We start from the raw sequence: 24,512 nt of genomic DNA, 5'->3' as shown, positions 1-24,512 counted from the left end.
TAACGATGTTTAATAGTATCTTCCTAAAAGAGTACTCAACTGAGTATCAATCACAAGTTGTTGATTTAATTTTACATATTCAAAAAGATGAATATGATATCGCCATAACCAAAGAAGATCAGCCAGATTTGCTTGATATTGAAAACTTTTATCAGCGTGGTAACGGCAACTTCTGGGTGGCTCTTAGTGAAGGAAACGTAGTAGGGACTATAGCTTTGTTAGATATTGGGAACCGTAAGACAGCACTCAGAAAGATGTTTGTAAAACAAAACTATAGAGGTAAAACATTCAATGTTTCGAATCAATTATTGCATCATGCCATAGGATGGGCTAGGGAAAGGTCTATTGAAGAAATCTATCTTGGAACAACACCACAATTCGTAGCAGCTCATCGTTTTTATGAGAAGAACGGTTTTGTTAGTATAGCTCCTGGAGAATTGCCGCTTGGTTTTCCAGTCATGAAAGTGGATAAAAAGTTTTACAGATACGTCATTCAATAATGGGTATAAATGAAGATGCTGCTAGGCCACAAAAGAAACCGTCGTCTAGCAGATGCTTCTTTTGTTTAGGACAGGCGTTTGCTAGAATAAAAGGGTATGTTGTAAGTCAACGTTAACCAAATTGCTGGGAGGGACACACGTATGAGCAAAAAGATTAATTGGGGAATTGTCGGCACAGGCTGGATCTCAGATCAATTTGTGGCGGATTTGGCGCATGTTACGAATGGAGAAGGGTATGCTGTTGGATCACGCACTATTGAAAGCGCTACCGAATTTGCGGCTAAGCATCAAATATCAAGGGCTTACGGGAGCTATGAGGAATTAGCACAAGATCCCGAGATAGATGCTATTTACGTAGGGACTCCTCATCCTTTTCATAAAGAAAATGTTCTGACGGCTCTTCGGGCGGGGAAAGCGGTCTTGTGTGAGAAACCCTTCACCGTCAATAGTAAAGAATTGGAGGAACTGATCGGCTTTGCACGTGAGCGTAAGCTATTCCTGATGGAAGCAATGTGGACACGTTTTTTGCCTCCGATTCGCCAAGTGCGGGAGTGGATACATGCGGGACACATTGGTGAGGTAAAGCTGGTTAAGGCGGAATTTGGTTTTCGAGTAGATTGGAACCCGGAGGGGCGGCTTTTGAACCCTGAGCTGGGCGGAGGTGCTCTATTAGATGCAGGAATTTATCCGGTTTCTTTTGCTTCAATGGTCTTCGGCCCTGAACCTGAGCATGTATGGAGCACTGCTCATATCGGAGAGACAGGCGTTGACGAGACATTTTCGATCTTGCTGGATTATGGAAAAGGACGCACAGCTATGCTTAACGGGGCAGTCCGTCTCGGATTGACGAATGAAGCATACATCCATGGAACAAAGGGTTATATCCACATTCCGTCATTCTTGAACAGCACATCGGCTACTTTAGTTGTGGACGGTGAAGAGGCACAAAACTTTCAGGATGACCGATCCTCTACAGGCTATGCCTTTGAAGCAGAAGAAGTCGGGCGTTGCTTGAACGAAGGCTTGCTCGAAAGTTCTACTATTTCTTTGGATGAATCATTAGGAATTATGAAACTGATGGATCAGATTCGTTCACAGTGGGGGCTTCGGTATCCGTTCGAATAATCACGTTAATTCCAGGGACCTTTCAGGTTCTCTGGAATTTTTTGTTTGTGGGCGTTTTTTATACCAGGATTTTGAAAAATCCTCATACATAAGTATTTCCAATTCCCAAATAGCGACTTTGGTCGCACGATAGGTAACGCCATATGAGTCAATCAAGAGTGGGACATATGAATCATTTTTTGTGATTTTAATTAGTTAAAAAACCGTCATTAAAAAGTTACAAAAGTGTAATTTTATTATCGGTTAACTGAATTGTGAGCGCTCTCTTTTTATGGAGAAGAATGAAGGTCCTAGTGCTGTACTTCCAAAAACTTTCAATGAAATTTTCGAAAATGTACGGTAGGGTGGTAAACGTGTCACTTGAGCCAGTGCGGCTTTTGCTGACTTGCTTGCTTATCCCGTGGCTCTGGATTCTTGTCGGAGCTCGCAGGATCGAGAGCCAAAGCAAGCCTGTGAGAGTTGAATAGACATTCACCTCATGACCTAACATCAAGGAGGAATTACAAACGTGAAAGTGAAATCAACATGGTTGTTCCGTATGGTGATGATGACAGTTATCGCGGCTGTTGTGATCGGACCTATGAATATTGCAGGAGCGGCAGGTAGCCAGACAGATCGGCCTTGGATGAACACGGCCCTGTCGGCTGAGAAACGGACAGCGTTGCTGCTGCAAGAAATGACGCTGGAAGAAAAAATAGATTTGGTGACTGGTAAGGTCAACAATTACTATGGATTTTATAATAATTCGATGGAGCGGTTGGGTATTCCGGCGCTGACGATGGCAGATGGACCTGCGGGTGTGCGCATCGCTAATCCAGATGTGCAGGACAAGCAATCTACTGCGTTGCCTGCTCCAATTGCGTTGGCTGCAACGTGGGATACCCAAGCTGCCAAACAGTATGGTGATTTGATCGGAGACGAGGCTTTTAATACAACTCATAATGTTGCGCTTGGACCGGGAATGGATATTGCCCGTATTCCATGGGGATCGCGAAACTTTGAATCTATGGGTGAGGACCCGCTACTGCAATCGCAAATGGCGACAGCTTATGTCAAAGGTATACAAAGCCACCCTGTTTTGGCGACTGCGAAACATTACCTTATGAATAATCAGGAAACGGAGCGCTTCACGACGAATGTCAAAGTCAGTGACCGTGCGTTGCATGAGATTTACATACGCCCGTTCCAAGAAGTTATCGCCAAGGCAGATTTGGGAGGGGCAATGTGCTCCTTTAACAAGGTCAACGGCGAGTCTGCTTGTGAGAACAAAACTCTTTTGACGGACCTCTTGAAGAAGGAACTGCAATTCAAGGGCTTCGTGATGAGTGATTACGGTGCGAACCTGAGTACAGTCGAATCAGCAAATAGCGGATTGGACCTGGAAACACCGGGTACACCATATGGTAAATGGGGAGAACAGCTGCTGGCTGCTGTTAAGAATGGCAAGGTAAGTGAAAAAACGATTGATGATAAGGCTGGACGCATTCTGGTGCAAATGTTCAGCAAAGGTTTATTCGATCGCCCGGCTCAAAATAATCAAATTGATGCCCGTGACCATGGCAAAACAGCCCGTCAATTGGCTGAGGAAAGTATGGTACTGCTTCAAAATAAAAACAATGCATTACCGTTGTCTAAAGATAAACTCAAGTCCATTGCTGTGATTGGCCCCGATGCAGATAACGGTACTGTGGCAGGCGGAGGCAGTTCGTTGGTGAACCCGACGTATACCGTGAGTCCGTTAGAGGGCATCCGCAATCGTGTCGGCAAAGGAGTTACCGTCCAATATGCACCGGGCACAGACCCGATCTCTGCAGGAGACATTATGCCAGGGCCATCTGCTGTTCCGTCTTCACTGTTGACTACATCTGATCAGAAAGAGGATATCAGTGTTGGATATGCGACTTATGGAGATGGCGAACAGGGGCTTCGAGGCGAATACTGGAAGAATAACAAGATGGAAGGCAATCCGATTCTTGTACGCAATGATGACCAAGTCAATATGAACCTTGGATTTTATAATTATCAGGGCTTCAATGCGAAGTCCCCTAAAGTTCCCAATACACCAACGACACTGAACGGCTTGATATCTGCACGCTGGACAGGGGCAATTGCAGCTCCCAAGGATGGTGACTATGCATTGTCATTAACCAGTTTAGGATCAAGCAAGCTGTATCTCGACGATAAGCTATTCGTGGATAATCAAGGTGAAAAGCTGGGCACTACGAAGAAAAACATCTCCCTTAAAGCGGGTGAAAAGCACAAGATACGTATTGAATACCGCGCTGATTATCCGACAAATGGTCGTGATTCCGGTGGTATGGTTCGTCTGGGCTGGGAACCTCCGGCAGATACGTCAGATAAGTTGATTGATAACGCTGTGAAATTGGCGAAAAAATCGGATGTTGCGATTGTTGTTACGCGTACGTATGAGAGCGAAGGATATGTTGAGCGTTCCGATATGGAACTGCCGAACAATCAGGATCGGCTGATCCGTGCGGTTGCGGCTGCAAATCCGAAAACCATTGTCGTACAAATGAGTGGCAGAGCCGTGCAAATGGATACCTGGCAGGACAAAGTCCCTTCCATCGTACAAGCATGGTTTGCTGGACAAGAGCAAGGAAATGCTATAGCGCGTGTCTTATTCGGTGATGTGAATCCTTCTGGTAAATTGCCGGTAACTTTCCCGGTTAACGAGCAGTCTACACCCGTGTCCTCACCAGAGAAGTTTCCAGGCGTGAACGGTATAGGTGACTATTCAGATGGTATTTTTGTAGGTTATCGTGGGTATGAGAAATCGGGTATTCAACCAGCGTTCTCCTTTGGACACGGTTTATCCTATACGACATTCGGATATAGCGATCTGAAAACAAAACAGCATGCGAGTGGAAAAAAATCCGATCGTACGAGTTCCGTCGAAGTTTCGCTAAAATTGAAGAACACTGGCAAAACAGCCGGAGCTGAGGTTGTACAGGTGTACAGCGGTAAGCTTCCGACAAACGTAGAGACTCCTTCCCGTCAACTGGCAGGCTGGTCCAAGGTAGAGTTGAAGCCGGGTCAAGAGAAGAAGGTACGCATTGAGCTCGACCCGAAAGCTTTCTCTTATTGGGATGAAAAGTCCAAAGCATGGGTTATGCCAGCGGGTGAAGTGCCCATTTATGTGGGTAGCTCCTCACAGGATTTACGACTGACAGGAAGTGTTACGATTCCGGCAACCTCTACAGAAAAGGCAAAAAAGTAATCCCGTTATATTTGTTTTAAAATGGTTATATTCAAGAGAGCACGGGCACAAGCACCGGCTCTCTTTTTGCTATCGGTATGTAAACGTCCAACAGGTATGCAAAGGGAAACCCAAGTGAAAGCTGAAATAGTAGGGAGGATGGGGACAGGATAATGATGGGGGGAGGAGGATATTAGATGAAAAAACTCCAAAAGCAACGACGTACTGACATCTGGCTGCTTATAGCTGCAGTAGCCATTTTGATCTGTGCGGTCCTGGCCAGTATGGCTATACGGAATGTTCCGGGGCCGAAAGCAGAAAATAACGTCAACATGTGGCTAACAACACCCGACCCGGCGAATCGCCTAACCCAACAAACCCCGATCCGTTGGGATAAGGATAACAGTCAAGAAAATGCAGCGAATGCGGATACACTGACGATTGAGATTAAGCCAGATATTCATTATCAGACGATGGAGGGATTTGGCGCAGCGGTGTCCGGTTCATCCGCATACCTGATGAATCATGGCATGTCTGCCAATCAGCGTGATCAGCTGCTAAATGATTTGTTTACAGCCAGTGGCATTCAACTAAGTTATATTCGCCATACCATTGGAGCCTCAGATTATTCCGTAGATGAACAGGGACAGCCTGGTAGCTATACCTATGACGATGTGGCAACAGGCAAGGACTACGAGCTGAATCATTTCTCCATCGCCAAGGATCGGGATGTGATCGATGTGTTGAAGCAAATCCTGAGAAGAAACCAGGATTTAAAGATTATGGGAACCCCCTGGACAGCTCCGCCCTGGATGAAATATGGAGAGCAGATTTATAACGGCTGGTATTTGGATTATACCGATCCGCACGTCTACCAGGCGTATGCTGACTATTTTGTTCGTTATCTACAGGCTTATGCGAACGAGGGAATTCCGATTCAGGCGATTTCCATTCAAAATGAGCCGGAATTCACGACGCCCAAGTATCCCAGCATGAGTATGGGAGCAGCAGAACAGGCGAATTTTATTAAACAATATCTGGGTCCCACCCTAAATCGAAACCATTTATCTACTCACATTATTGCCTTTGACCATAACTGGGATACAGGGAGCGAATATGCCAAGACCGTGTTAGGAGATGAACAGGCTCGAAACTATACGCACGGAACGGCCTTTCATTGCTACAAAGGAGAGCCCACAGCGATGACAGATGTGCATAATGCTTTTCCTGATAAGCCTGTATATATGACAGAATGTAGTGGGGGAGCGTGGAGTCCGGGCTTTGGAGATAATTTGAGCTGGGATATGTCCAAGCTGATCATTGGTGCACCCCGAAACTGGTCGCAAAATGTCCTCTTTTGGAATATCGCACTTGACCCGTCCGGGGGTCCGACCAATGGGGGTTGCGCCAATTGTAGAGGTGTAGTAACCATCGACCCGTTAAGCGGTGCAGTTACGAAAAATGTGGAGTACTATGCGATTGGGCACGCCAGCAAATTCGTCCGTCCAGGTGCGGTGCGTATTGATTCTACACATTATAGTGGGAGTATTGAAACGGTTGCCTATCGCAACCCCGACGGTACGCTTGTCCTGATTGCCGCCAATACGGGAGAGAACACAAAGACATTTAAGGTTCGGCATGGAAATAAGGTTTTCAAATCTACCCTTCCATCCAAGTCCGCGGCTACCTTTCAATGGAATCCTACGGCTTCCTGACACGGCCTGTACATCAACGTTTTAGAGCGCTTAGCCCATCTGGCTGAGCGTTCTTTTTCCATTTGCTACAAAATCCAGACTGCGAAAAAAATTTAATATTGTTCAGAATTGGTTCAGAGGCGGATGATAAGATCTTTTCACTAATAACAAGAATGAACCGTTTGGCAGCCTTTCTGGTGAATGTGTTCCAATCGGGTGAACGGACGGGTATCCTTTCTCGTATCGACGGGTCGCATCGTGCTGCAATTGTTTTACAATCGAGAATGTGACTTCTCTCATAAGATGGAAGGATATGAGCTGGAGGTTCACCAATTCATGAAAAACACGAACCGTATGAACGTATCCAGCATAGCGCTATATCCGGTTAATCCAGTAATACCGTATCTGATCATAAATAGCTCCTTTTACGATTTCATGGATGTGACGAATGTTGCCCATTTTTAATCAGCAGGGTGCGTGGATTGCATACCCGAAAGGTACTTATCAATATGTAGGCAGGCATACACCTTAATCGGTGTGTTTGTCTGAGCTCGCTGTCTTTTGAAGACAGGTCATGAATTCTTATAAAGGTGTAACCCATCAACTATCGTGGGTTACGCCTTTTTGTATACTGAGCATATTGTATTCATCCAAGCCTTTACTGTACAAGGAGATTCTCAACATGAAACCAGGGGCATGGGGAGTTCTTCCGCAGCAGTATCAATATGCTTGAACAATGTACTCAACTGAATTACAATACAATTGATAATGATTTTTAATATCAATTAGGATGAAAAGGGGGAGTTGGACTACATGTTTGGATTGACCAAAAAGCTACATATTTATATAGCACTTATTCTGATGATATCGGTGCTGGCTGGTTGTGCCTCAGGTGGAACTACAGGGACAACAGACCCTTCAAGTAAGTCTGCAAGTGGTAATGAGAGCAATGCAGCAGGCAGTGGTGCGGACGAGCAGACCAGAGTTATCAAACATGCCATGGGTGAAACGACAGTTAAGGGAACTCCGAAGAGGATTGTAACCTTGTTCCAGGGTGCCAATGATGTTGTTGTTGCACTTGGTGTTAAGCCAACGGGTGTTGTGGAATCCTGGGTTCAGCAACCCGTATATAAATATTTGAGAGATGATCTGGATGGTGTGACGCAAGTAGGTCAGGAATCACAGCCGAACCTGGAAGAGATCAACAAGTTGAAGCCGGATCTAATCATTGCCACCAAAACAAGACATGAGGATATCTATGATCAACTGTCCCAGATTGCTCCAACGGTAGTTACCGAGACTTTGTTTGACTGGAAAGAGACGGTAAAGACGGCTGGTGAAGCGATGAATATGAAGGAACAGTCGGACAAGTTGCTTGCTGATTGGGATGCAAGGGTAGCGGATTTTAAAGGCAAAATGGGTGACCGTCTTCCCATTGAAGCGACTATTACGAATTTTAGAGCCGATCAGGTTCGCATTTTCTATATGGGATACGCCGGAAAAATATTGAAAGAGCTTGGATTTACCAGACCGCCTGGACATGATGAAGACACCTGGGGGGTGGAGTTGACTTCGAAAGAGAACATCCCGGATATGAACGCAGATATGATCTTCAACTTCAATTCAGGCACGGAAACAGAAGCTATTGAGAAAAACTATAAGGATTGGACCAGCAGTCCGCTCTGGAAAAATCTCGATGCAGTGAAGAATAATAAGCTAGTACAGGTTGATGAAGTGGCCTGGAACATGGGGGGCGGATACACATCGGCCAACATGATGCTGGACGACCTATACAAGCAGTTCAATCTGAACTAATGGGAGCAAGACCTGCCATGTACCAGGACATTCGTATACGAAGCGTATGGGCAGGCAGGTCTTTTTGCATTTCACGGATGAAAGAGTGAGAATATGTTTCCCCTTTTTACGAAGGCAAGTACGAAAATTTATGGACTATCCGGCTTATTCATTTTGTTATTACTCGCCTGTGTAGCCAGCATGATACTGGGACGTACACACATAACATTTCAAATAGCAGTGAATGCACTACAACACTATGACGAAAGCTCAGTGGAGCATGTCGTACTTCTGACGGAACGTTTGCCACGCACAATTATTGCCGCTGTTGTTGGTGCAAGTTTGGCGGTGGCGGGAGGACTCATGCAAGCGCTAACTCGTAATCCGCTCGCTTCACCAAGTGTGTTTGGGATCAATGCGGGTGCCATCTTTTTTATCGTTATTGCCATCGTGGTGCTGTCGGTGTCCTCGCTCAGTACGATGATGTGGTTTGGTTTTGCCGGGGCAACCATCGCAACAGTGATTGTGTACGCGCTTGGGTCCATCGGTCGTGATGGTCTGACTCCCATCAAGATTGTGCTGGCGGGTACCGCTATCTCTGCACTTTTTGCTTCGTTCACACAGGCAATCCTGGTGCTGGATGGAACGGGATTACAGGACGTGTTGTTCTGGCTTGCAGGTTCAGTGAGCGGTCGGACACTTGACATGCTGTATCCTGTACTGCCATATATGACGGTTGCCGCTGTGATATCCCTATTTATGGGCCGGGCGATCAATCTGCTTTTGACCGGTGATGATATCGCCAAAGGCATGGGACAGAACGTGCTACTGGTTAAGGTACTTATGGGAACCGTTACAGTATTGCTGGCCGGTGGTTCTGTTGCGGTGGCCGGTTCGATTGGTCTGGTAGGATTAGTCGTACCGCATATCATGCGGGCGTTTGTAGGCAACGACTACCGCTGGCTTGTTCCCTACTGTATTCTGGGCGGCGCCATTTTGTTATTGGCGGCGGATGTGGTTGCACGGCTGATCATCATGCCGCAGGAAGTTCCGCTTGGCGTTATGACTGCGCTCATTGGGGGTCCCTTCTTCGTCTATATTGCCCGCAAAGGGGGGACGAAGATATGAGGAAGATGATTACTTTTCGCAATAAAAAAGATACGTTATCCTTGCAAATGGAGCGCAAATCGCTGCTCATTATCGGAATCTGTATGGTTTTGATATTGATTGCATCCATTACAGGAACCAGTGTGGGTAATGATTTTATATCTCCGCTGAATGTGCTGCAGACGATTTTCGGTCTGGGCGCAGGCGATCATGACTTTGTCGTGTTGACGCTAAGGCTGCCGCGTGTGCTGTTATCGTTGCTTGTGGGTGCAGCACTAGGCATGTCCGGTGCCCTCTTGCAGGGGATTATCCGTAATCCGCTCGCTTCACCGGATGTGATCGGGATAACGGGAGGAGCTGCCGTTGCCGCTGTAGGTTTTGTCACCCTGCTGGGTGGAACCATCAGTATCAAGCTGTTGCCGTTGTTTGCCATTGTGGGGGCGATGATTACCGCAATCATCATTTATCTTCTTGCCTGGAAAAAAGGAGTTAGCCCGATTCGGCTGGTGTTGATCGGAATCGGAGTGTCAGCCATTACGGGGGCCGGGACGACCTTCATGCTGATCCTTAGTCCATTCTATACGGCTGGTCAGGCGTATATCTGGCTGACGGGGAGTGTGTATGGCGCATCGTGGACCGATGTTAGAACAATCATCCCGGTGATTGTAATCGTGCTTCCGGTGGCGATCTGGTTTGCCCGCAGTCTGAACGCACAGGAATTCGGGGATGATCTGGCCACTGGGCTGGGGGTCACTGTACAGCGTCATCGTTCAGCACTGCTACTGTGCAGTGTACTGCTGGCCGGGGCTGCTGTAGCTGTCGCGGGGACGATTGGATTTGTCGGTCTGATTGCGCCGCATATTGCCCGGAAGCTGGTAGGGCGCATGTTTGGCAGCATGCTCATCGTTTCGGGACTGGTCGGTGCCCTGCTTGTGTTTGCTGCTGATCTGATTGCCCGTACGGTATTTCTGCCGCTCGATGTTCCGGCAGGGGTATTTACCGCCGGGGTAGGAGCACCGTTTTTCCTGTATCTGTTGTTCAAGAATCGAAATCAGTTTTGAGGAGGAGAATGCTGTGAGTATTCTGGAAGCCAAGGACCTTACGATCGCCTATGGCGCAGAGCCTATTATAGAGAATTTGAACCTGACTATTCCCAAGGGGAAAACTACTGTCCTGATTGGCAGCAACGGTTGCGGGAAGTCCACCTTGCTGCGAACGATGGCGCGACTGCTGAAGTCCAGTTCAGGCTCGGTACTGCTGGATGGCGAGGAGATTGCGAAGTTGCCTACCAAGGAAATTTCAAGACGTATGTCCATTCTGCCGCAAGGTCCTTCTGCTCCAGAGGGACTGACGGTAAACCAACTGGTTCGGCAAGGGCGTTACCCACACCAGACATGGCTGAAACAGTGGTCCTGTGAGGACGAACGCATGGTCAGGCTTGCGTTGGAATCCACCCATCTGACTGCTCTGGCTGATCGGCCCGTGGACGCATTATCTGGCGGACAACGCCAGCGCGCCTGGATTGCGATGACACTCGCACAGGGAACAGAAACCCTGCTGCTGGATGAACCAACGACTTATCTGGATATGACCCATCAGATTGATATTCTGGATCTGCTGTTCGATTTGAATGAACAGGAGGGGCGCACCATAGTGATGGTGCTTCATGATCTGAATCTTGCGTGTCGCTATGCTCACCATATTGTGGCTGTCCACAACAAGTCCATCTACGCGGAAGGAAAACCGGAAGACATTGTTACGCAGGACATGGTCCGTACGGTCTTCCAGATGGAGTGCGACATTGCGGTTGATCCGCTGTTTGGCACACCCATGTGCATTCCGCACGGGAAGGGAAGGAAGTTAAATGAAACCACACGCTACAGCCACTTGGCTTGATGATCAAGAGATGCAGGCCTTGGCTGCCGAATACCGTCTGACCTGGGAGCCTTCGACAGATCGTACATTTTCGATGCCATTTACGGACTTGCTGGACCCGTCCAAAAGCCTGAACTATTTGCAAGGGGTGAGAGACATCTTTGAGACGGACTCCGAAACGGCTACTGTATCGCTCTTTGCTAAACGATATGCTTACTTGATCACAGCTTCGGGTCTCTATGCCATGTCACGCTTCAACAAAGGCCTGAATTATGAGATTGCCAACGGCACGATTGAATCCAGTTATCACGGAGAAGCATGGCTTCCCAAGGCTAGGCTGACCGATTGGCAGACGACCTCACCAGAGGCGGATCAGCGTGACGTATGGAGAGATCAGGTGATTGAACAGATGTTCGCCGGCAATCTGGCCAAGGTATGGCAATCGCTGTCCAAGGCAACCCGGATTTCCCGTTCAGTCCTGTGGGAGAACACGGCCATTTACGTATACTGGCTCTATGAGAACAAGTTTGCCGAAGGAGCCACGCCTGAAGAAAAGCAGCGTGTCGAAGAGGACTTCCATTATCTAATTTGTGATGCACCTGCCCATCTCTTTGGTGAATCCCGTAACCCGCTCAAGCAGTTTAATACGCCCAAACGGGCAACAGCTGTCTCAGATACACCTATTCGTGTACGCAAAACTTGTTGTTACTATTATCTCGCGGCAGATGATCCAGAAGATTACTGCCCTACCTGCCCCAAATTAAAGCATTAATACCGATGATTATCATCCACATCCCCAGCCTATACTTCATTGCATCTCATACAGCGAATAGCACAGGCAAGCTTATGACATAACGAAATTCAGAGCTTGCCTTATTTGTTGTGCCCATTGTTCCATGAACATTCCTTCATTTGGGGATTCTCTCCCTGCAAAAACATCTTTTTTTTCCTAAAAAGCTTATTATTGACAAGGTGACTGAAATTGCCATAAAATAGATTTTGTTTGAAACTGATAATCATTATCAATATCGTTTCCATCAAATCAATCCGATGAAAGCACAACCAGGAGCGAACGCCTTCATTCGGTCGGGGAGGATTCTCATTGTTTCCGAAAGGAATTCATAATCTGCAAAACCGACTCATCATAAGCAAAGCAAGAGAAATGGGAATGACCTGCGAGCCACTTCTCGCAGAATGTGAAGATTTTCTGGAATTGTCCTATGGAGACAAGCGCAGAGTCATTAATAAAACCAGATCGCATCGTCTACCCTTGATCGCTGGACTGCTCGCTAAGAACAAGCAGGTATGTAATATGCTGCTGCATGAGCGGGGGATGCCTATGCCGCCGTTTATCGTTATCGAGGCAATGGGTGACAAGGCAACGCAGTTTCTGAAACTGCATCGTTCTGTTGTAGTGAAGCCGCTGGACGCAAGCGGCAGTGCAGGTGTGACACTGGACGTTCGAACAAACGAGGAATTGGAAACGGCTATTGCCCGGGCGGGTACCCATAGTAACAGCATTATGCTGCAGCAATTCGTAACGGGTGTGGATTACAGGGTACTGGTCATTAACGGGGAAGTGGCGGCAGTAAATGAGTATCGACCTGTCTATGTAAAAGGGGATGGCACCTCAACCATCCGGGCGTTGATTCGATTGTTGAATCAGCAGCGAATCCGGCATACCAGTATAGGGGAGTTCGAGGCCTTTCCCAAGATTGATGAAGATGCAGAGCCTTTGCGAGAGGTCCTGCTTGGACAGGGAATCACGCTGGAGGAGGTACCTGCGGCTGGAAGAGAGATCGAGCTATATGATCTTCGCAATTCGGCCGCCGGAAACATCAGTGAATTTTATGTGGACTGTACGGAAGCGATTCTTCCTGACAATGCACAAATGGCAGTTGAGGCCGCAGAAGCTCTCCAGATTGATGTGGCTGGCATTGATATCCGTTGTGAGGATATCCGCCAGCCGCTGACAGCAGATCAGGGAGGCATTCTGGAAGTCAACGCATTGCCAGACCTGACGCACCATGTCTTTCCCTTTGGGGGGACCACACGTGATGTCGTCCGATTGTACCTGGAGTATCTTTTTCAGATGGAACATCATTTCGAAAAGTCGATTGCAGAATAAGGGCAATTCATGTTGTGGCTCAATGTCCCGCTTACTTTGTTCTCTCTCCTATGGTGTGGTCGGTATATTCGAATGTGCGTGCCCACTCGCCGCAAGCGGTGGCATCCATCCAGCATTCTGCTGCTGGTCAGCAGTGTAGGTCTCTGGATGATGGGTCTGCTAATGACTTGCCGGGGTCGGAACACCAGCGAATATGGCCCGATGGGCGGCACTGAAAGAGATTAGTAGGCTCTCGGCTGTGCCATCCTGTTGACCTTGCCCCTCGTTTTATTTATAACCCGAAAGAAGGTTGGCAACATTGTTCGAGATGGAAAACAGGCTCAGATCTGAAGCAGAGCAGCAGGCGAATATACACTCTTGCAAGCTGCTGCTCAATTGTTATATCCGGGAGCTTGCGGTGGAGAAGGAGGGCGACATTCGGATTAATCCGGATGCGATGACGTACGCAGTTGCTTTTCAGGCCAGCAGGGTGACGATAACCGGACAATTAGCGTATTACTCGGCTATGGGTGAGCATGAGTACCGAAGCGTACAACAGCGCGGGCAAGCGGTGCATTATCAGGACCTGGTTCGCTGGATCACCCGGGAGCTGAGTGAAGACACGGCGTATGGAAACAGTCGGCATGAGCAAGGCAGATTGACCCGTGCGACTACTGTGCGTGATTTTGCGGAAAAGGTAGATAACAGCGTGAATAATCTTGCGCTGTATATCGAGCAGGCTGCTGGACTTGGCATGTTTGATTACTGTACTTCCGAACAGTCTCTGGTGTATGGTCATCCCTTTCACCCGTTTCCAAAAAACTCAAAAGGTTTCACTGAACACGACGTACGGATGTACAGTCCGGAACTGCGTACCTCGTTCCAACTCTGTTACGTTGCTGTCAGGAAGGACGTATACAGGCAGGAATGGGTAGATGATCCCACCAGGATCAATCTGCATGCCAGCCTGCACGGGCATGTGGAACAAGCTTGGGAAGCGGAGTGCGGTGAGCATGGGGATGAGTATGAACTGCTGCCTGTCCATCCCTGGCAGTATACGTACGTGCTGGGCTTGTCTGAGGTCCAGCAGTATATTCTGGACAAGAAACTCATTCCGATAGGCAGCTGTGGACCGAAGGCCTATCCGACCTCCTCGGTACGCACCGTCTATATTCCAGAGCTAAATTGCAATATCAAGCTGTCGCTGAACATACAGATTACCAACATGATTCGCACCAATAGTGCGGAGCAGATGCGAAGGACGCTGGATGCCTCCAGGTACGTCAGGCAGCAGAATTGCTTCGGTGTAGATCAGCATACACAGATTGCCTATGAGACAGGTGTAGCCACTTGTGATTTTCAGGAGGGGGAATTAACGAGTTTGTTTACTGTCGCATACAGACCGATTGAGTTTGACCCGGAATGTACATATGTCCTGTCGAGTCTGGTAGAAGCTCCCTTGCCGGGAATGCAATCACGACTCATGACGATGCTGGGTGGCGTACGTGCTGAAGCCGAGCGCTGGTTTGCACGTTATCTGACCTTGTCTTTGCTGCCCATTGTACGAGCGGCCGGAGAGCGAGGCATTCACTTTGAAGCTCATTTGCAAAATACTCTCGTGACGCTAAGAGACGGAATGCCTGAGGTATTTATCGTGCGTGACTTGGAAGGAGTCAGTGTCGATGAGGAGCTGATCCATGAGGTGGATACCGCTCCCTCTAGATTGTTGTTTTATCCACGGGACAAGGCTTGGGCGAGGACATCCTATTACTTTATCATCAATCATCTGGGTTCCCTCATTCATGCGATAGCAAGGGATGTGAACATACCGGAGGAGCATTTCTGGACAAAGGTCCGCGAAGTGCTGGTGAAGGAACTAGACCGAACTGGAAACGTATATGTGCAGCATTTGCTGACCGCGGACAGTTTTCTGGCGAAACAAAATCTGGTGAGCTGTCTCAGGGGGATCAGTCAGACCCCGGCGTATGTGCCGGTGAGTAATATAATGAACCGAATAGGGAGTGAAGTGGCGTGGGGTTCATAGGGTACAGGGCTGAGAAAGGTCACAAGACGGCAGTATACACGGATGTACAGGAACGGATCATGCGGCAGACGCTGGAAGCCATGTGGTTCGAGGGTATCCTTGACTGTAAGGTGGATGGGAACGAATGGCGCACTGTGGGGCGGAATACGTCAGGGCAGGCTGTGACATACAGCTGTGAGGCGGAGCAGAAGTTTTCATTTGGCCGAGTGAAGGTGGTGAAGGGCTCGATTCGAAGAGAGGGCGTGCCCTGCACCGATCTGGATCTGTTTCTGGAGGAAATGGTACTGAACCTTCTGGAGGGTGCGAATGTGACGGCCTTCATTCAGGAATTGCTGGAGACGATGGCGAAGGACAGTCAGTGCCGGGCTTTGCTGCCTGAGAAGATTCCGGATAAAGACCGACACTATGATGCCCTCGAAAGCCATATGAGCGATGGTCATCTTTACCATCCAAGCTACAAGTCGAGGCTTGGCTTCACCCTAAAAGACAATCTTGCTTACGGTCCAGAGTTTAACTCGGATGTGACCGTATACTGGATTGCCGTGAAAGAAGGACTTGTGCAAACGGCTCTCTCCACAGGCTACACGTCAGAACAGTTGGTGAGACAACATCTCACAGAGGCGGATATCAGCCGATTTGATCTGATGCTTCAGTCGGAAGATACTGAGGGGAATCGCTATATATTCATTCCTGTTCATCCATGGCAATGGGAACACCAGCTGGAATCGGTGTTTGCCCGGCAACGAATGGACAAAGATATCGTTTTTCTCGGCCCTTCGGCATCAGCTTATCGCGCCCAGCAGTCCATTCGTTCCCTGTCGAACCGAATGAATCCAGAAGCGCCTTATCTCAAGCTGGCACTGAGTATTACCAATACGTCCAGTACACGTATTCTCGCACAACACACGACCCAGAATGCACCGCTGATCAGCGACTGGCTGGAAGCACTGATTCGGGAGGATGAGTTGCTGCAACGGGAACAGTTTGCCATTCTGAAAGAAATCATGGGACTCACGCTCCGGTACGAGAACTTGCCTGCAATCCAGTATGGACGAGCGTATGGCACAATCGGGGCGATCTGGCGTGAAAATGTATCTGTTCATCTGCAAGAAGGCGAGACAGCTTGGCCCTTAAATGCACTTATGCTAGTACAGTCGAACGGGATACCGTTTATCCAGGGTGCAGTTGAGCGTCACGGCATTCAGAAGTGGAGTGAAGCCCTCGTTCGAACGGTATCGCTGCCCATTATTCATCTGCTCTATGCACACGGCATTGCGCTGGAATCGCATGCCCAGAATATCATTCTGGTGCTGGAAAATGATCTGCCGAAACGGATCATCATCAAGGATCTTCACGATGGTGTCCGCTATGTACCCGAGAAGTTGCTGAACCCGGAAAGAGCCCCGAAGCTGCACCCCGAACCGGAGACCCATCACAAGTTCAATCGGTATTCCTTTATCTACGCAAGTGATGTGTCGGAAGTCCGGGACTATACGTATGATGCGTTCTTTTTTATCTGCATGACGGATATTGCGCTGACGCTGGAGAAGTTCGGTCTGACAGAAGAAGCGTTCTGGCGACTGTGCGCGGCTACGATTGTGGACTACCAGCGGGAGCACCCGGAGTATGAGGAGCGGTTCGAGTGGTTTGATCTTTTTGCCGAGGATGCGCTGATTGAAGAGATGACCAAGCGCCGCCTGTATGGGGACGGAGAGCTGTATTTCCGTAAGGTCAGCAATCCGCTGAAGTTGGCGAAGGATGTTTTCGGATGAGAACCAACACGCTGAAGGAGAAAATTGAACGTAAACAGCCAGTGTTCGGCCTTTTTGTCTCTATCCCGCATCCGGTCATCATCGAGATGATTGGACATGCGGAGTATGATTTTGTAATTATCGACCTGGAACATGCCGCAACGAATATGGAATCGGTGGAAGAGCTGGTTCGTGCTGCGGAACTGGCAGGGATGACCCCGCTGGTACGCATCTCAAAGGTAGAGCGAGTAGAGATTCTAAAGGTATTGGATTGCGGCGCACAAGGCATCGTCATACCTCATGTGGAACAGCGGGAGCAGGTGGAGGAAGCAGTTCGTCATGCGTATTATCATCCGCTTGGCATGCGGAGTCTGAACAGTGGGCGACCGGGGGTATTCGGCAAGTATCCACTTACCGGGTATATTCAGGAAGCGAATGAACAGGTGATGGTTGTACCGATGATCGAAAGTGTGGAGGGCGTCCGGCAAAGTGCGAGCATTCTATCTCATCCCCAGGTGAGCTGGGTACTAGAGGGGGCGGCAGACCTGTCGCAATCACTTGGCGTACCGTGGCAGACGGAACATCCAGACGTGCAACGTTCGCTAGGTGCATTACATGAAGCCGCGAAGCAGTGCCAGGTACCGTATGCAACGGTGGCCAGAAGCAAGGAAGGCATGGCGCTGTGGGCGGAACGGGGGGTATACATATACGTGTTGGGCGATGACCGGAATACGGCTTTTCGGGCATACGAACAGAAACGGAATGACTATGGAAATGCGGGTGGACTGATATGAAATCAAGCGTATGGAATATGATCCATGAACTGCAAAGAGATAGTGAAGACCCGGTATGTGCTTATGTTTACGATCTGGCTGGTATTCAGAAGCAGGTCCGTCACATGCTGCACACGCTGCCCGGAGGCATACGGCTGTTCTATGCCATAAAGGCCAATCCGGATTCTCGAATTATTGAGGCTTTTCTGCCCTGGGTTCACGGGTTCGAGGTAGCATCCATTGGCGAGTTGCTCAAGGTGAGGAGCGTAAGTAGCGAGGTTCCAATCCTGTTTGGCGGTCCGGGGAAAAAGGAGAATGAGTTGAAGCAGGCTATCGAGCATCAGGTGAGTTTTATTCATGTGGAGAGCCTGCTGGAACTGCGGCGTGTCATCGCCATTGCTACAAGGAGAGGAGAGGAAGTTCGCATTCTGTTGCGGATCAATCTGAGAAGTAGCACATTGCCACGGACCCGGATTGTAATGGGCGGTGGTCCGAGTCCATTCGGCATGGATGAGGAGAGCGTGGAGGAAGCAGTCCGGGTCATTCGTGAGGAAGGCGCGGGCTCGGTGCGTTTATGCGGATTTCATTTCCACTCGTTATCGAACAATGTGGACGCGAGACTGCATGCCGAGATGATTGAGCTGTATTTGCAAAAGGTGGAAATGTGGCAGCAGGCATATGACCTGCATCTTGAAGTAATTAACGCCGGAGGCGGGTTTGGTGTCACATATGATGGTAGCCCCGGGTTCGACTGGTCCCTGTTCACATCCCTGATTGAGCGAAGTGAAACCAGAGGGCGCCTTGCTTCACGCGGCATACAGTTGTATTTCGAGCCGGGTCGCATGCTTGTCGCTGACCACGGTTATTATGCGGCAGAGGTTACGGATATCAAAACATCGCATGGTCAGCATTTTGCCGTGTTAAGAGGAGGTACACATCATAATCGTCTACCCGCATCATGGGGACACAACCATCCGTTTCATATTATGTCTACGGACCGTTGGGGGCATTCGTTTGCAAGACCAGAGGTACGGGACAGCAAAGTCCACATGGTCGGAGAACTGTGTACACCCAAGGATCGTATGCATTCGGATGCGGAAGTAGAGCGGCTGCGTGTAGGCGATATTGTTGTGTTTGAGAAGTCAGGAGCTTATTGCTGGACCATCTCGCATCATGATTTTCTGGGCCATCCGCACCCGGCATTCCATTATTTGACGGAGGACAACAACCATGTCAACAATGATGAAGCGTGCCAGTCTGCAAGACGCTGAGCGCCGGATTATGGAGGATCTGATCAATGCATTTCTGGCCGAGCAATTGCTTCCGCTGGAAGGGCATCCGTTCATTGAACTCTCTACTTCACCTGAACCGTTCCGCCGAATGGTTCTGGGGGATGGCAATGGAGGTCCTCCGCAGAGCGGACGAGGAATAGCTGACGAACTCGACGGCAATGTCGTAGGCAAGGATAAGCAGGATGAGAATGGAACAGGTAGGCATAGTGGACAGCTTATGCTGCATTGGAAAGGGATTTTGTTTCTGGTGGAAGCAGGCAAAAGGCAGGGATATCAATGGGTACAAGGTTCACCTGTCTATGGAGAGACACCGGATGGAGGATGGAAGCTTCTTGAATCTCCAGTAGTCGTAGGACAGGCTGTGCTTCGGATGACGCTTTCCGATGAAGCATATGCGCATCCCGGGGTTGCGGAATTCTTGGCAGGCGTGGAAATAGCCACCGAGCAATTGGCACTGGGACTCCAGCAGGTGCAAGGACTGGGAGAACAAGTTCCGTTCAATGCATACGATTGGTTTATCAAGGGAGAGCAGGTTGCAGCGCTGCGAGATCGTCCATTTCACCCCAGCTCCAAGGCCAAGGTGGGATTCACGGAAGCGGATGTGACCCGGTATTCAGCGGAATTCAGGAAGGAGATTCCGCTGCGATGGGTGGCGGTGCGTTGGGATGCCGTACAACAGGGATGTGAGGAAGGACTGTCCACACTGGATGTACTGGGTGAAGAACAGCGCAGCAGGCTGGAAGCAGAATTGGCTCGGAAGGGCCTGAATCTGCAAGAATACATGCCCATGCCAGTACATCCATGGCAGATGGAGCATATCATCTTGCCGCGTTTTACCGGAGAGATCGCGGACGGTACCATCATTGTACTGGATATCGAATTGGGAGAGGTGCAGGCGACATCGTCCCTGCGCTCGATGGCTCCGATGGAGGAATCCACACAGATGCTCAAGCTTCCGGTCAGTGTGTTGTCTCTCGGGGCCGCCCGCTATCTCCCGGTGGTGAAGCTGCTGAATGGTCTGGCTGGGGAGAAGATGTTACGACAGGCGGTGGCCTGTGATGAATCACTCACAGGTAAAGTGTGGCTCTGCGAGGAACGGAACTGGTGGGGATACATGCCGGAATCCATGGGATTGTTCGATGATCATCCTCGCCATCTGGCCGCCCAGATTCGCATCTATCCGCCAAAGTTGCTGGAAGAAGGTGTGCAGGTCATTCCCATGGCTGCGCTTGGGGTGACGCTGGAAGGTCGCCATATGTTATCCGACCTGCTGGGCAGAGAGTTAACCAGTGAAGAGGTCATGGGATTCTACACCGATCTGACGGCGTTATTCTATGATGTGGTGATGCGGCTGTTCAAGGTAGGCGTTGTACCCGAAATTCACGGTCAGAACTGCTGCGTGGTCCTGCGGGACGGACAGGTGAACGGCCTGTTATTCCGTGACCACGACTCCGTACGTTTGCATCAGCCGTATCTGGACAAACACGGCATTGCGGACCCGGGTTATCATATTCGGCCAGGATACTCGAACAGCTTGTATAATGAGACGATCCACAAGCTGATCTTCTACGTGCAGTCGCTGGGCACGCAGGTGAACCTGGCTGCGATTATGGAAGCGCTAAGCGAGGTGTATCCTATCCCGGAAGCGAAGTTATGGAATATTACCGAGCAGGCGTGGAAGGAAGCGCTACGGGTGGTGCCGCTTCCCGAAGCTGACCGGGCCGAGCTGCTCCAAGCGGTATTCGAGAGCAGGGAGTGGCCGGTGAAGCTCATTGTCCGTCCGTTGCTGGAAGCGGACGGTGTGCCTGGGGCGATGCCATCGGGCAAAGGCACAGGTCATAATCCTTTTTACAAAGGATAGAGTTGTGGCTAGAATGTTAGTTTAGATAGGGTGAGCGATGACGGAGGTGACCCGGTGTAATCGGGTTGCCTTTTTATGTAAGAGTTCATTGATAGCAGTGAGTGCAGTCACATAGACACATACGAAAACATGACTATAATGAACACATAGTTAAAATTTAGTCTTTATGGAGCTGACGGCTCCAAACATCTCATTTACAAAGGAGAGAATTTATCTCATGAGCATACATTTAGAATTGGATTCCTTGTCCGTTGACAGGCTAGAATTGGCCCTTTCAGGACGACCGGGAATGTTCAAGTTGTTTTATGACACCGAGGATTGTGGATGCAATGGCGTACTCGTCATCTTGGTTGTCACTACACCGAATGCAACTGATAAAGTAGTTCAGTCAGAGCCTTATTCTTTTTGGGTAGATCAGCAGCAGGAGCAGCAGTTCGATAGCAGAATGCGGCTTGAGGCAGACCCTAGTTACCCGTCATTCAAGCTAACCAGTGATGCCGGTATATTTAGTAGCAACATTAGAATTAAAGATGTCCGCATAAAATCGTCTGAGGAGTGATATGGAATGGAAAAGGATAATAGCGATGGGTAAACCATCCATTCAGAACTAGCACCAAACTCCAAAAGACGAACCTGATCCAGCCCAATTGGAAGAGGTTCGTTTTTTGCGTTATATTCAATTCGTTCCTCCAAAAAACGAAGTGTTTAGTGATCTGCTCTGAAGTGGTACAATAACCTTTATGATAATCGGAGAAGGACGTTGAGAAGATGAAAAACTTGCTCGTTTCGGGCTATCGTGCCCATGAACTGAATATTTTCAGTCAGAAGCACGAAGGCATTCCATACATTAAAAAGGCGATTGCAGGCAGGCTTATTCCCCTGATTGAAGAAGGGTTGGAATGGGTGATTACCCCCGGTCAATACGGGGTGGACTTGTGGGCCTGCGAGGTCGTTACTGCACTGAAACTGCAATATCCCCACCTAAAATGCTCTATTATGATGGCTTATCAAAATATGGAAGAGAAATGGAAAGAGGACAAAAAGGAATATTTTCAGCAGATTTGTGCCGAAGTTGACTATGTGGGAGTAGTTAGTCGTCAGCCCTATCAGGGAATATGGCAACTCAAGGCACGGGATGAACTCCTTTTCCGCAAAACAGACGGTTTATTGCTTGTTTACGATGAAGATGCCGGAGAGGGCAGCCCACGTTTTATGAAGGAACTTGCATTGAAAAAACAACAGGCAGAGGGCTATCAGTATATCAGCATCAGCTCGGAGGATATCCAGAGCATCGCGGATGAAGAAAGATTATTCATGGACCTCTGATTTTTAAAGCATTAGCCCGGATTTTTGAACAAAAAGGACGTGCTCGTCCCTTTACATTGATGTAAGCGCTATCATAAAATTTAAACAACAATAACTTATCAGTCACATAAAATAAATTTATTGAAAATACAAACCATGAAAGGAGCTAATGATTCAGATGAACAAAAGGTTTCGGTATGCTGCGTTGCTCTGTCTCGGTGTCATGTTGAGTGGAGTGGTCACCCCGATGGATAGCCAGGTCTCTGCTGCCTCTACGAGGCAAATGGAAAAGCTAAACCGTGGAGCCGTCGCTGTTAAGGTGCCTGAGGGTGTACTGGTGAGCTGGCGCTTGCTGGGCACGGAAGCGGATTCGGTCGGCTTTAATTTGTACAGAGGGACAAGCAAGGTGAACGATGCGCCGATTACATCGAGAACCAACTTTTTGGACAAGGCAGGTACGACCTCATCTTCGTATACCGTTCGTGCCGTGGTCAATGGAGCAGAGCAGGCCGCTTCCCCTGCGGTGAAGGTATGGAACAACAACTATCTGGATGTTCCGATCCAGCAGCCCGCGGGAGGCACAACCCCGGATAATGTGAACTACACGTACCACGCCAATGATGCCAGCGTAGGGGATCTCGATGGAGATGGTGAGTATGAGATTGTGTTAAAATGGGACCCTTCCAATGCCAAGGATAATTCGCAATCCGGTTATACGGGAAATGTATTTTTGGATGGCTACGAGCTGGATGGAACACGCAAATGGCGGATCGACCTGGGACGGAACATACGGGCTGGAGCCCACTACACACAATTTCTCGTCTACGATTTTGATGGAGATGGTAAAGCAGAGATCGTATGTAAAACAGCAGACGGCACGGTAGATGGTGCAGGTGTGAAGATTGGTGACGCTTCGGCTGATCATCGAAACACGAGTGGATATATTTTGAAAGGTCCCGAGTTTCTAACTGTGTTCTCAGGTGATACAGGCAAGGCTCTTAGTACGATCGACTATGTGCCACCGCGCGGAACGGTATCGAACTGGGGAGATAATTATGGTAACCGTGTAGATCGTTTTCTCGCCGGGGTTGCTTATCTGGATGGCGTGAGACCCAGCATTGTGATGGCACGTGGTTATTACACCCGCACCGTTCTGGTCGCATATGATTGGCGGAACGGGAACCTGAGCCGACGCTGGACCTTTGACAGCAACAGCTCCACCAATGCTGGAACGGCTGGACAGGGGAACCACAGTTTGAGCGTGGCGGATGTGGATGGAGATGATAAGGATGAGATCGTGTATGGCTCGCTGGTTGTAGACGATAACGGAGCGAAGCTGGCTAACACGGGGATGGGACATGGAGATGCACTTCATGTTGGCGATCTGGACCCCGACCGTTCAGGTTATGAAGTGTTCAAGGTGAACGAGGACAAAAATGCCACCTACGGAGCTGCCATGTACGACCCGCGTAATGGAAATATTTTATGGGGCGTAAATACAGGCAAGGATACTGGAAGAGGCATGTCGGCAGACATTGACCCGCGGACCAAAGGGAACGAGCAGTGGGCACCGGGTATTGGTTTGCGTTCAGCTAAGGGGCAGCTCATTACCAACACGCTACCGTCTTCCATTAATTTTGGCATCTGGTGGGATGGGGATCTCCTCCGTGAACTGCTGGATCATACCTCATCAAGCGCTGGAAAAATAGACAAGTGGAACTATACGAACTCGACTACTTCCAACTTGCTTACGGCAACAGGAACGAGTTCCAATAACGGAACCAAAGGAACGCCGTCCTTGCAGGCCGATTTGTTCGGTGACTGGCGTGAGGAAGTCATTTGGCGCAAAAGTGATAATTCGGCGCTGCGTATCTACACAACACCATACGAGTCAGAACATCGATTCTACACGCTTATGCATGATCCAGTGTATCGCCTGAGTGTTGTTTGGCAGAACGTAGCTTATAATCAGCCGCCGCACACCGGATTTTATCTGGGAGAAGGGATGTCCAAGCCCCAGCAGCAGAATATATATACTCCTTGATATGTCGTTCGGTAGTGGTCTGA

Annotated in this window: 20 protein-coding genes; all 20 read left to right on the top strand. The window is 49.0% G+C overall.

Annotation, left to right across the window (positions count from 1 at the left end; translation table 11 throughout):
* Positions 1–5: 5 nt before the first annotated feature.
* The 20 genes from G9G54_RS20610 to G9G54_RS20515 all read left to right on the top strand — a co-directional run bounded on the left by G9G54_RS20610 (position 6) and on the right by G9G54_RS20515 (position 24,489).
* Positions 6–500, top strand: coding sequence for a GNAT family N-acetyltransferase (locus G9G54_RS20610; RefSeq protein WP_165179423.1), 495 nt, complete (start codon positions 6–8; stop codon positions 498–500).
* A gap of 141 nt (positions 501–641) precedes the next feature.
* Positions 642–1,625: a Gfo/Idh/MocA family protein gene (locus G9G54_RS20605; protein WP_165179422.1), complete on the top strand. Its 984-nt coding sequence runs from the start codon at positions 642–644 to the stop codon at positions 1,623–1,625.
* A 508-nt stretch (positions 1,626–2,133) separates the two neighbouring features.
* Positions 2,134–4,863 (top strand): beta-glucosidase, encoded by a 2,730-nt coding sequence (locus G9G54_RS20600; protein WP_165179421.1) that lies wholly within the window; start codon positions 2,134–2,136, stop codon positions 4,861–4,863.
* Between the two features lie 176 nt (positions 4,864–5,039).
* The gene (locus G9G54_RS20595) at positions 5,040–6,557 is read left to right on the top strand and encodes a glycoside hydrolase family 30 protein (protein ID WP_165179420.1); all 1,518 of its coding nucleotides are present in this window, start codon (positions 5,040–5,042) and stop codon (positions 6,555–6,557) included.
* A gap of 315 nt (positions 6,558–6,872) precedes the next feature.
* Complete coding sequence (locus G9G54_RS26080) at positions 6,873–7,001, top strand: hypothetical protein (RefSeq protein ID WP_274597356.1); 129 nt, start codon at positions 6,873–6,875, stop codon at positions 6,999–7,001.
* Between the two features lie 348 nt (positions 7,002–7,349).
* Positions 7,350–8,351 (top strand): ABC transporter substrate-binding protein, encoded by a 1,002-nt coding sequence (locus G9G54_RS20585; protein ID WP_165179419.1) that lies wholly within the window; start codon positions 7,350–7,352, stop codon positions 8,349–8,351.
* 93 nt (positions 8,352–8,444) lie between these two features.
* Entirely contained in the window at positions 8,445–9,458 is a 1,014-nt protein-coding gene (locus tag G9G54_RS20580; protein WP_165179418.1) for a FecCD family ABC transporter permease, read from the top strand.
* A complete protein-coding gene (locus tag G9G54_RS20575; RefSeq protein WP_165179417.1) occupies positions 9,455–10,498 on the top strand; it encodes a FecCD family ABC transporter permease in 1,044 nt (347 codons plus the stop codon). Before G9G54_RS20580 ends, G9G54_RS20575 begins: the two co-directional genes overlap by 4 nt.
* A 13-nt stretch (positions 10,499–10,511) precedes the next feature.
* Entirely contained in the window at positions 10,512–11,333 is an 822-nt protein-coding gene (locus G9G54_RS20570) for an ABC transporter ATP-binding protein (RefSeq protein WP_165179416.1), read from the top strand.
* Positions 11,302–12,084, top strand: coding sequence for an IucA/IucC family C-terminal-domain containing protein (locus tag G9G54_RS20565; protein ID WP_238808296.1), 783 nt, complete (start codon positions 11,302–11,304; stop codon positions 12,082–12,084). Before G9G54_RS20570 ends, G9G54_RS20565 begins: the two co-directional genes overlap by 32 nt.
* 330 nt (positions 12,085–12,414) lie before the next feature.
* The gene (locus G9G54_RS20560; RefSeq protein WP_165179415.1) at positions 12,415–13,440 is read left to right on the top strand and encodes an ATP-grasp domain-containing protein; all 1,026 of its coding nucleotides are present in this window, start codon (positions 12,415–12,417) and stop codon (positions 13,438–13,440) included.
* Positions 13,441–13,449: 9 nt separating this feature from the next.
* Complete coding sequence (locus G9G54_RS20555) at positions 13,450–13,665, top strand: hypothetical protein (protein ID WP_165179414.1); 216 nt, start codon at positions 13,450–13,452, stop codon at positions 13,663–13,665.
* Between the two features lie 82 nt (positions 13,666–13,747).
* Positions 13,748–15,463, top strand: coding sequence for an IucA/IucC family protein (locus G9G54_RS20550; RefSeq protein ID WP_238808294.1), 1,716 nt, complete (start codon positions 13,748–13,750; stop codon positions 15,461–15,463).
* Positions 15,451–17,235: an IucA/IucC family protein gene (locus G9G54_RS20545; protein ID WP_165179412.1), complete on the top strand. Its 1,785-nt coding sequence runs from the start codon at positions 15,451–15,453 to the stop codon at positions 17,233–17,235. Before G9G54_RS20550 ends, G9G54_RS20545 begins: the two co-directional genes overlap by 13 nt.
* The gene (locus G9G54_RS20540; RefSeq protein WP_165179411.1) at positions 17,232–18,008 is read left to right on the top strand and encodes an HpcH/HpaI aldolase family protein; all 777 of its coding nucleotides are present in this window, start codon (positions 17,232–17,234) and stop codon (positions 18,006–18,008) included. The genes G9G54_RS20545 and G9G54_RS20540 overlap by 4 nt, the downstream gene beginning before the upstream one ends.
* Complete coding sequence (locus tag G9G54_RS20535) at positions 18,005–19,258, top strand: type III PLP-dependent enzyme (protein ID WP_165179410.1); 1,254 nt, start codon at positions 18,005–18,007, stop codon at positions 19,256–19,258. Before G9G54_RS20540 ends, G9G54_RS20535 begins: the two co-directional genes overlap by 4 nt.
* Positions 19,218–21,140 (top strand): IucA/IucC family protein, encoded by a 1,923-nt coding sequence (locus tag G9G54_RS20530; RefSeq protein WP_165179409.1) that lies wholly within the window; start codon positions 19,218–19,220, stop codon positions 21,138–21,140. The genes G9G54_RS20535 and G9G54_RS20530 overlap by 41 nt, the downstream gene beginning before the upstream one ends.
* A gap of 217 nt (positions 21,141–21,357) precedes the next feature.
* Positions 21,358–21,699 carry an iron-sulfur cluster biosynthesis family protein gene (locus tag G9G54_RS20525; protein ID WP_165179408.1) on the top strand — a complete coding sequence of 114 codons (342 nt, stop codon included), beginning with the start codon at positions 21,358–21,360 and terminating at the stop codon, positions 21,697–21,699.
* Positions 21,700–21,908: 209 nt separating this feature from the next.
* Complete coding sequence (locus G9G54_RS20520; protein WP_165179407.1) at positions 21,909–22,466, top strand: SLOG family protein; 558 nt, start codon at positions 21,909–21,911, stop codon at positions 22,464–22,466.
* Between the two features lie 157 nt (positions 22,467–22,623).
* The gene (locus G9G54_RS20515) at positions 22,624–24,489 is read left to right on the top strand and encodes a rhamnogalacturonan lyase (protein ID WP_446723026.1); all 1,866 of its coding nucleotides are present in this window, start codon (positions 22,624–22,626) and stop codon (positions 24,487–24,489) included.
* Positions 24,490–24,512 lie beyond the last annotated feature (23 nt).

This window comes from Paenibacillus sp. EKM212P (genome assembly GCF_011066115.1).
Lineage (GTDB): Bacteria > Bacillota > Bacilli > Paenibacillales > Paenibacillaceae > Paenibacillus > Paenibacillus polymyxa_B.
Note: the sequence above shows the minus strand (reverse complement) of the source record. Positions and strands in the feature narration are given on the sequence as shown.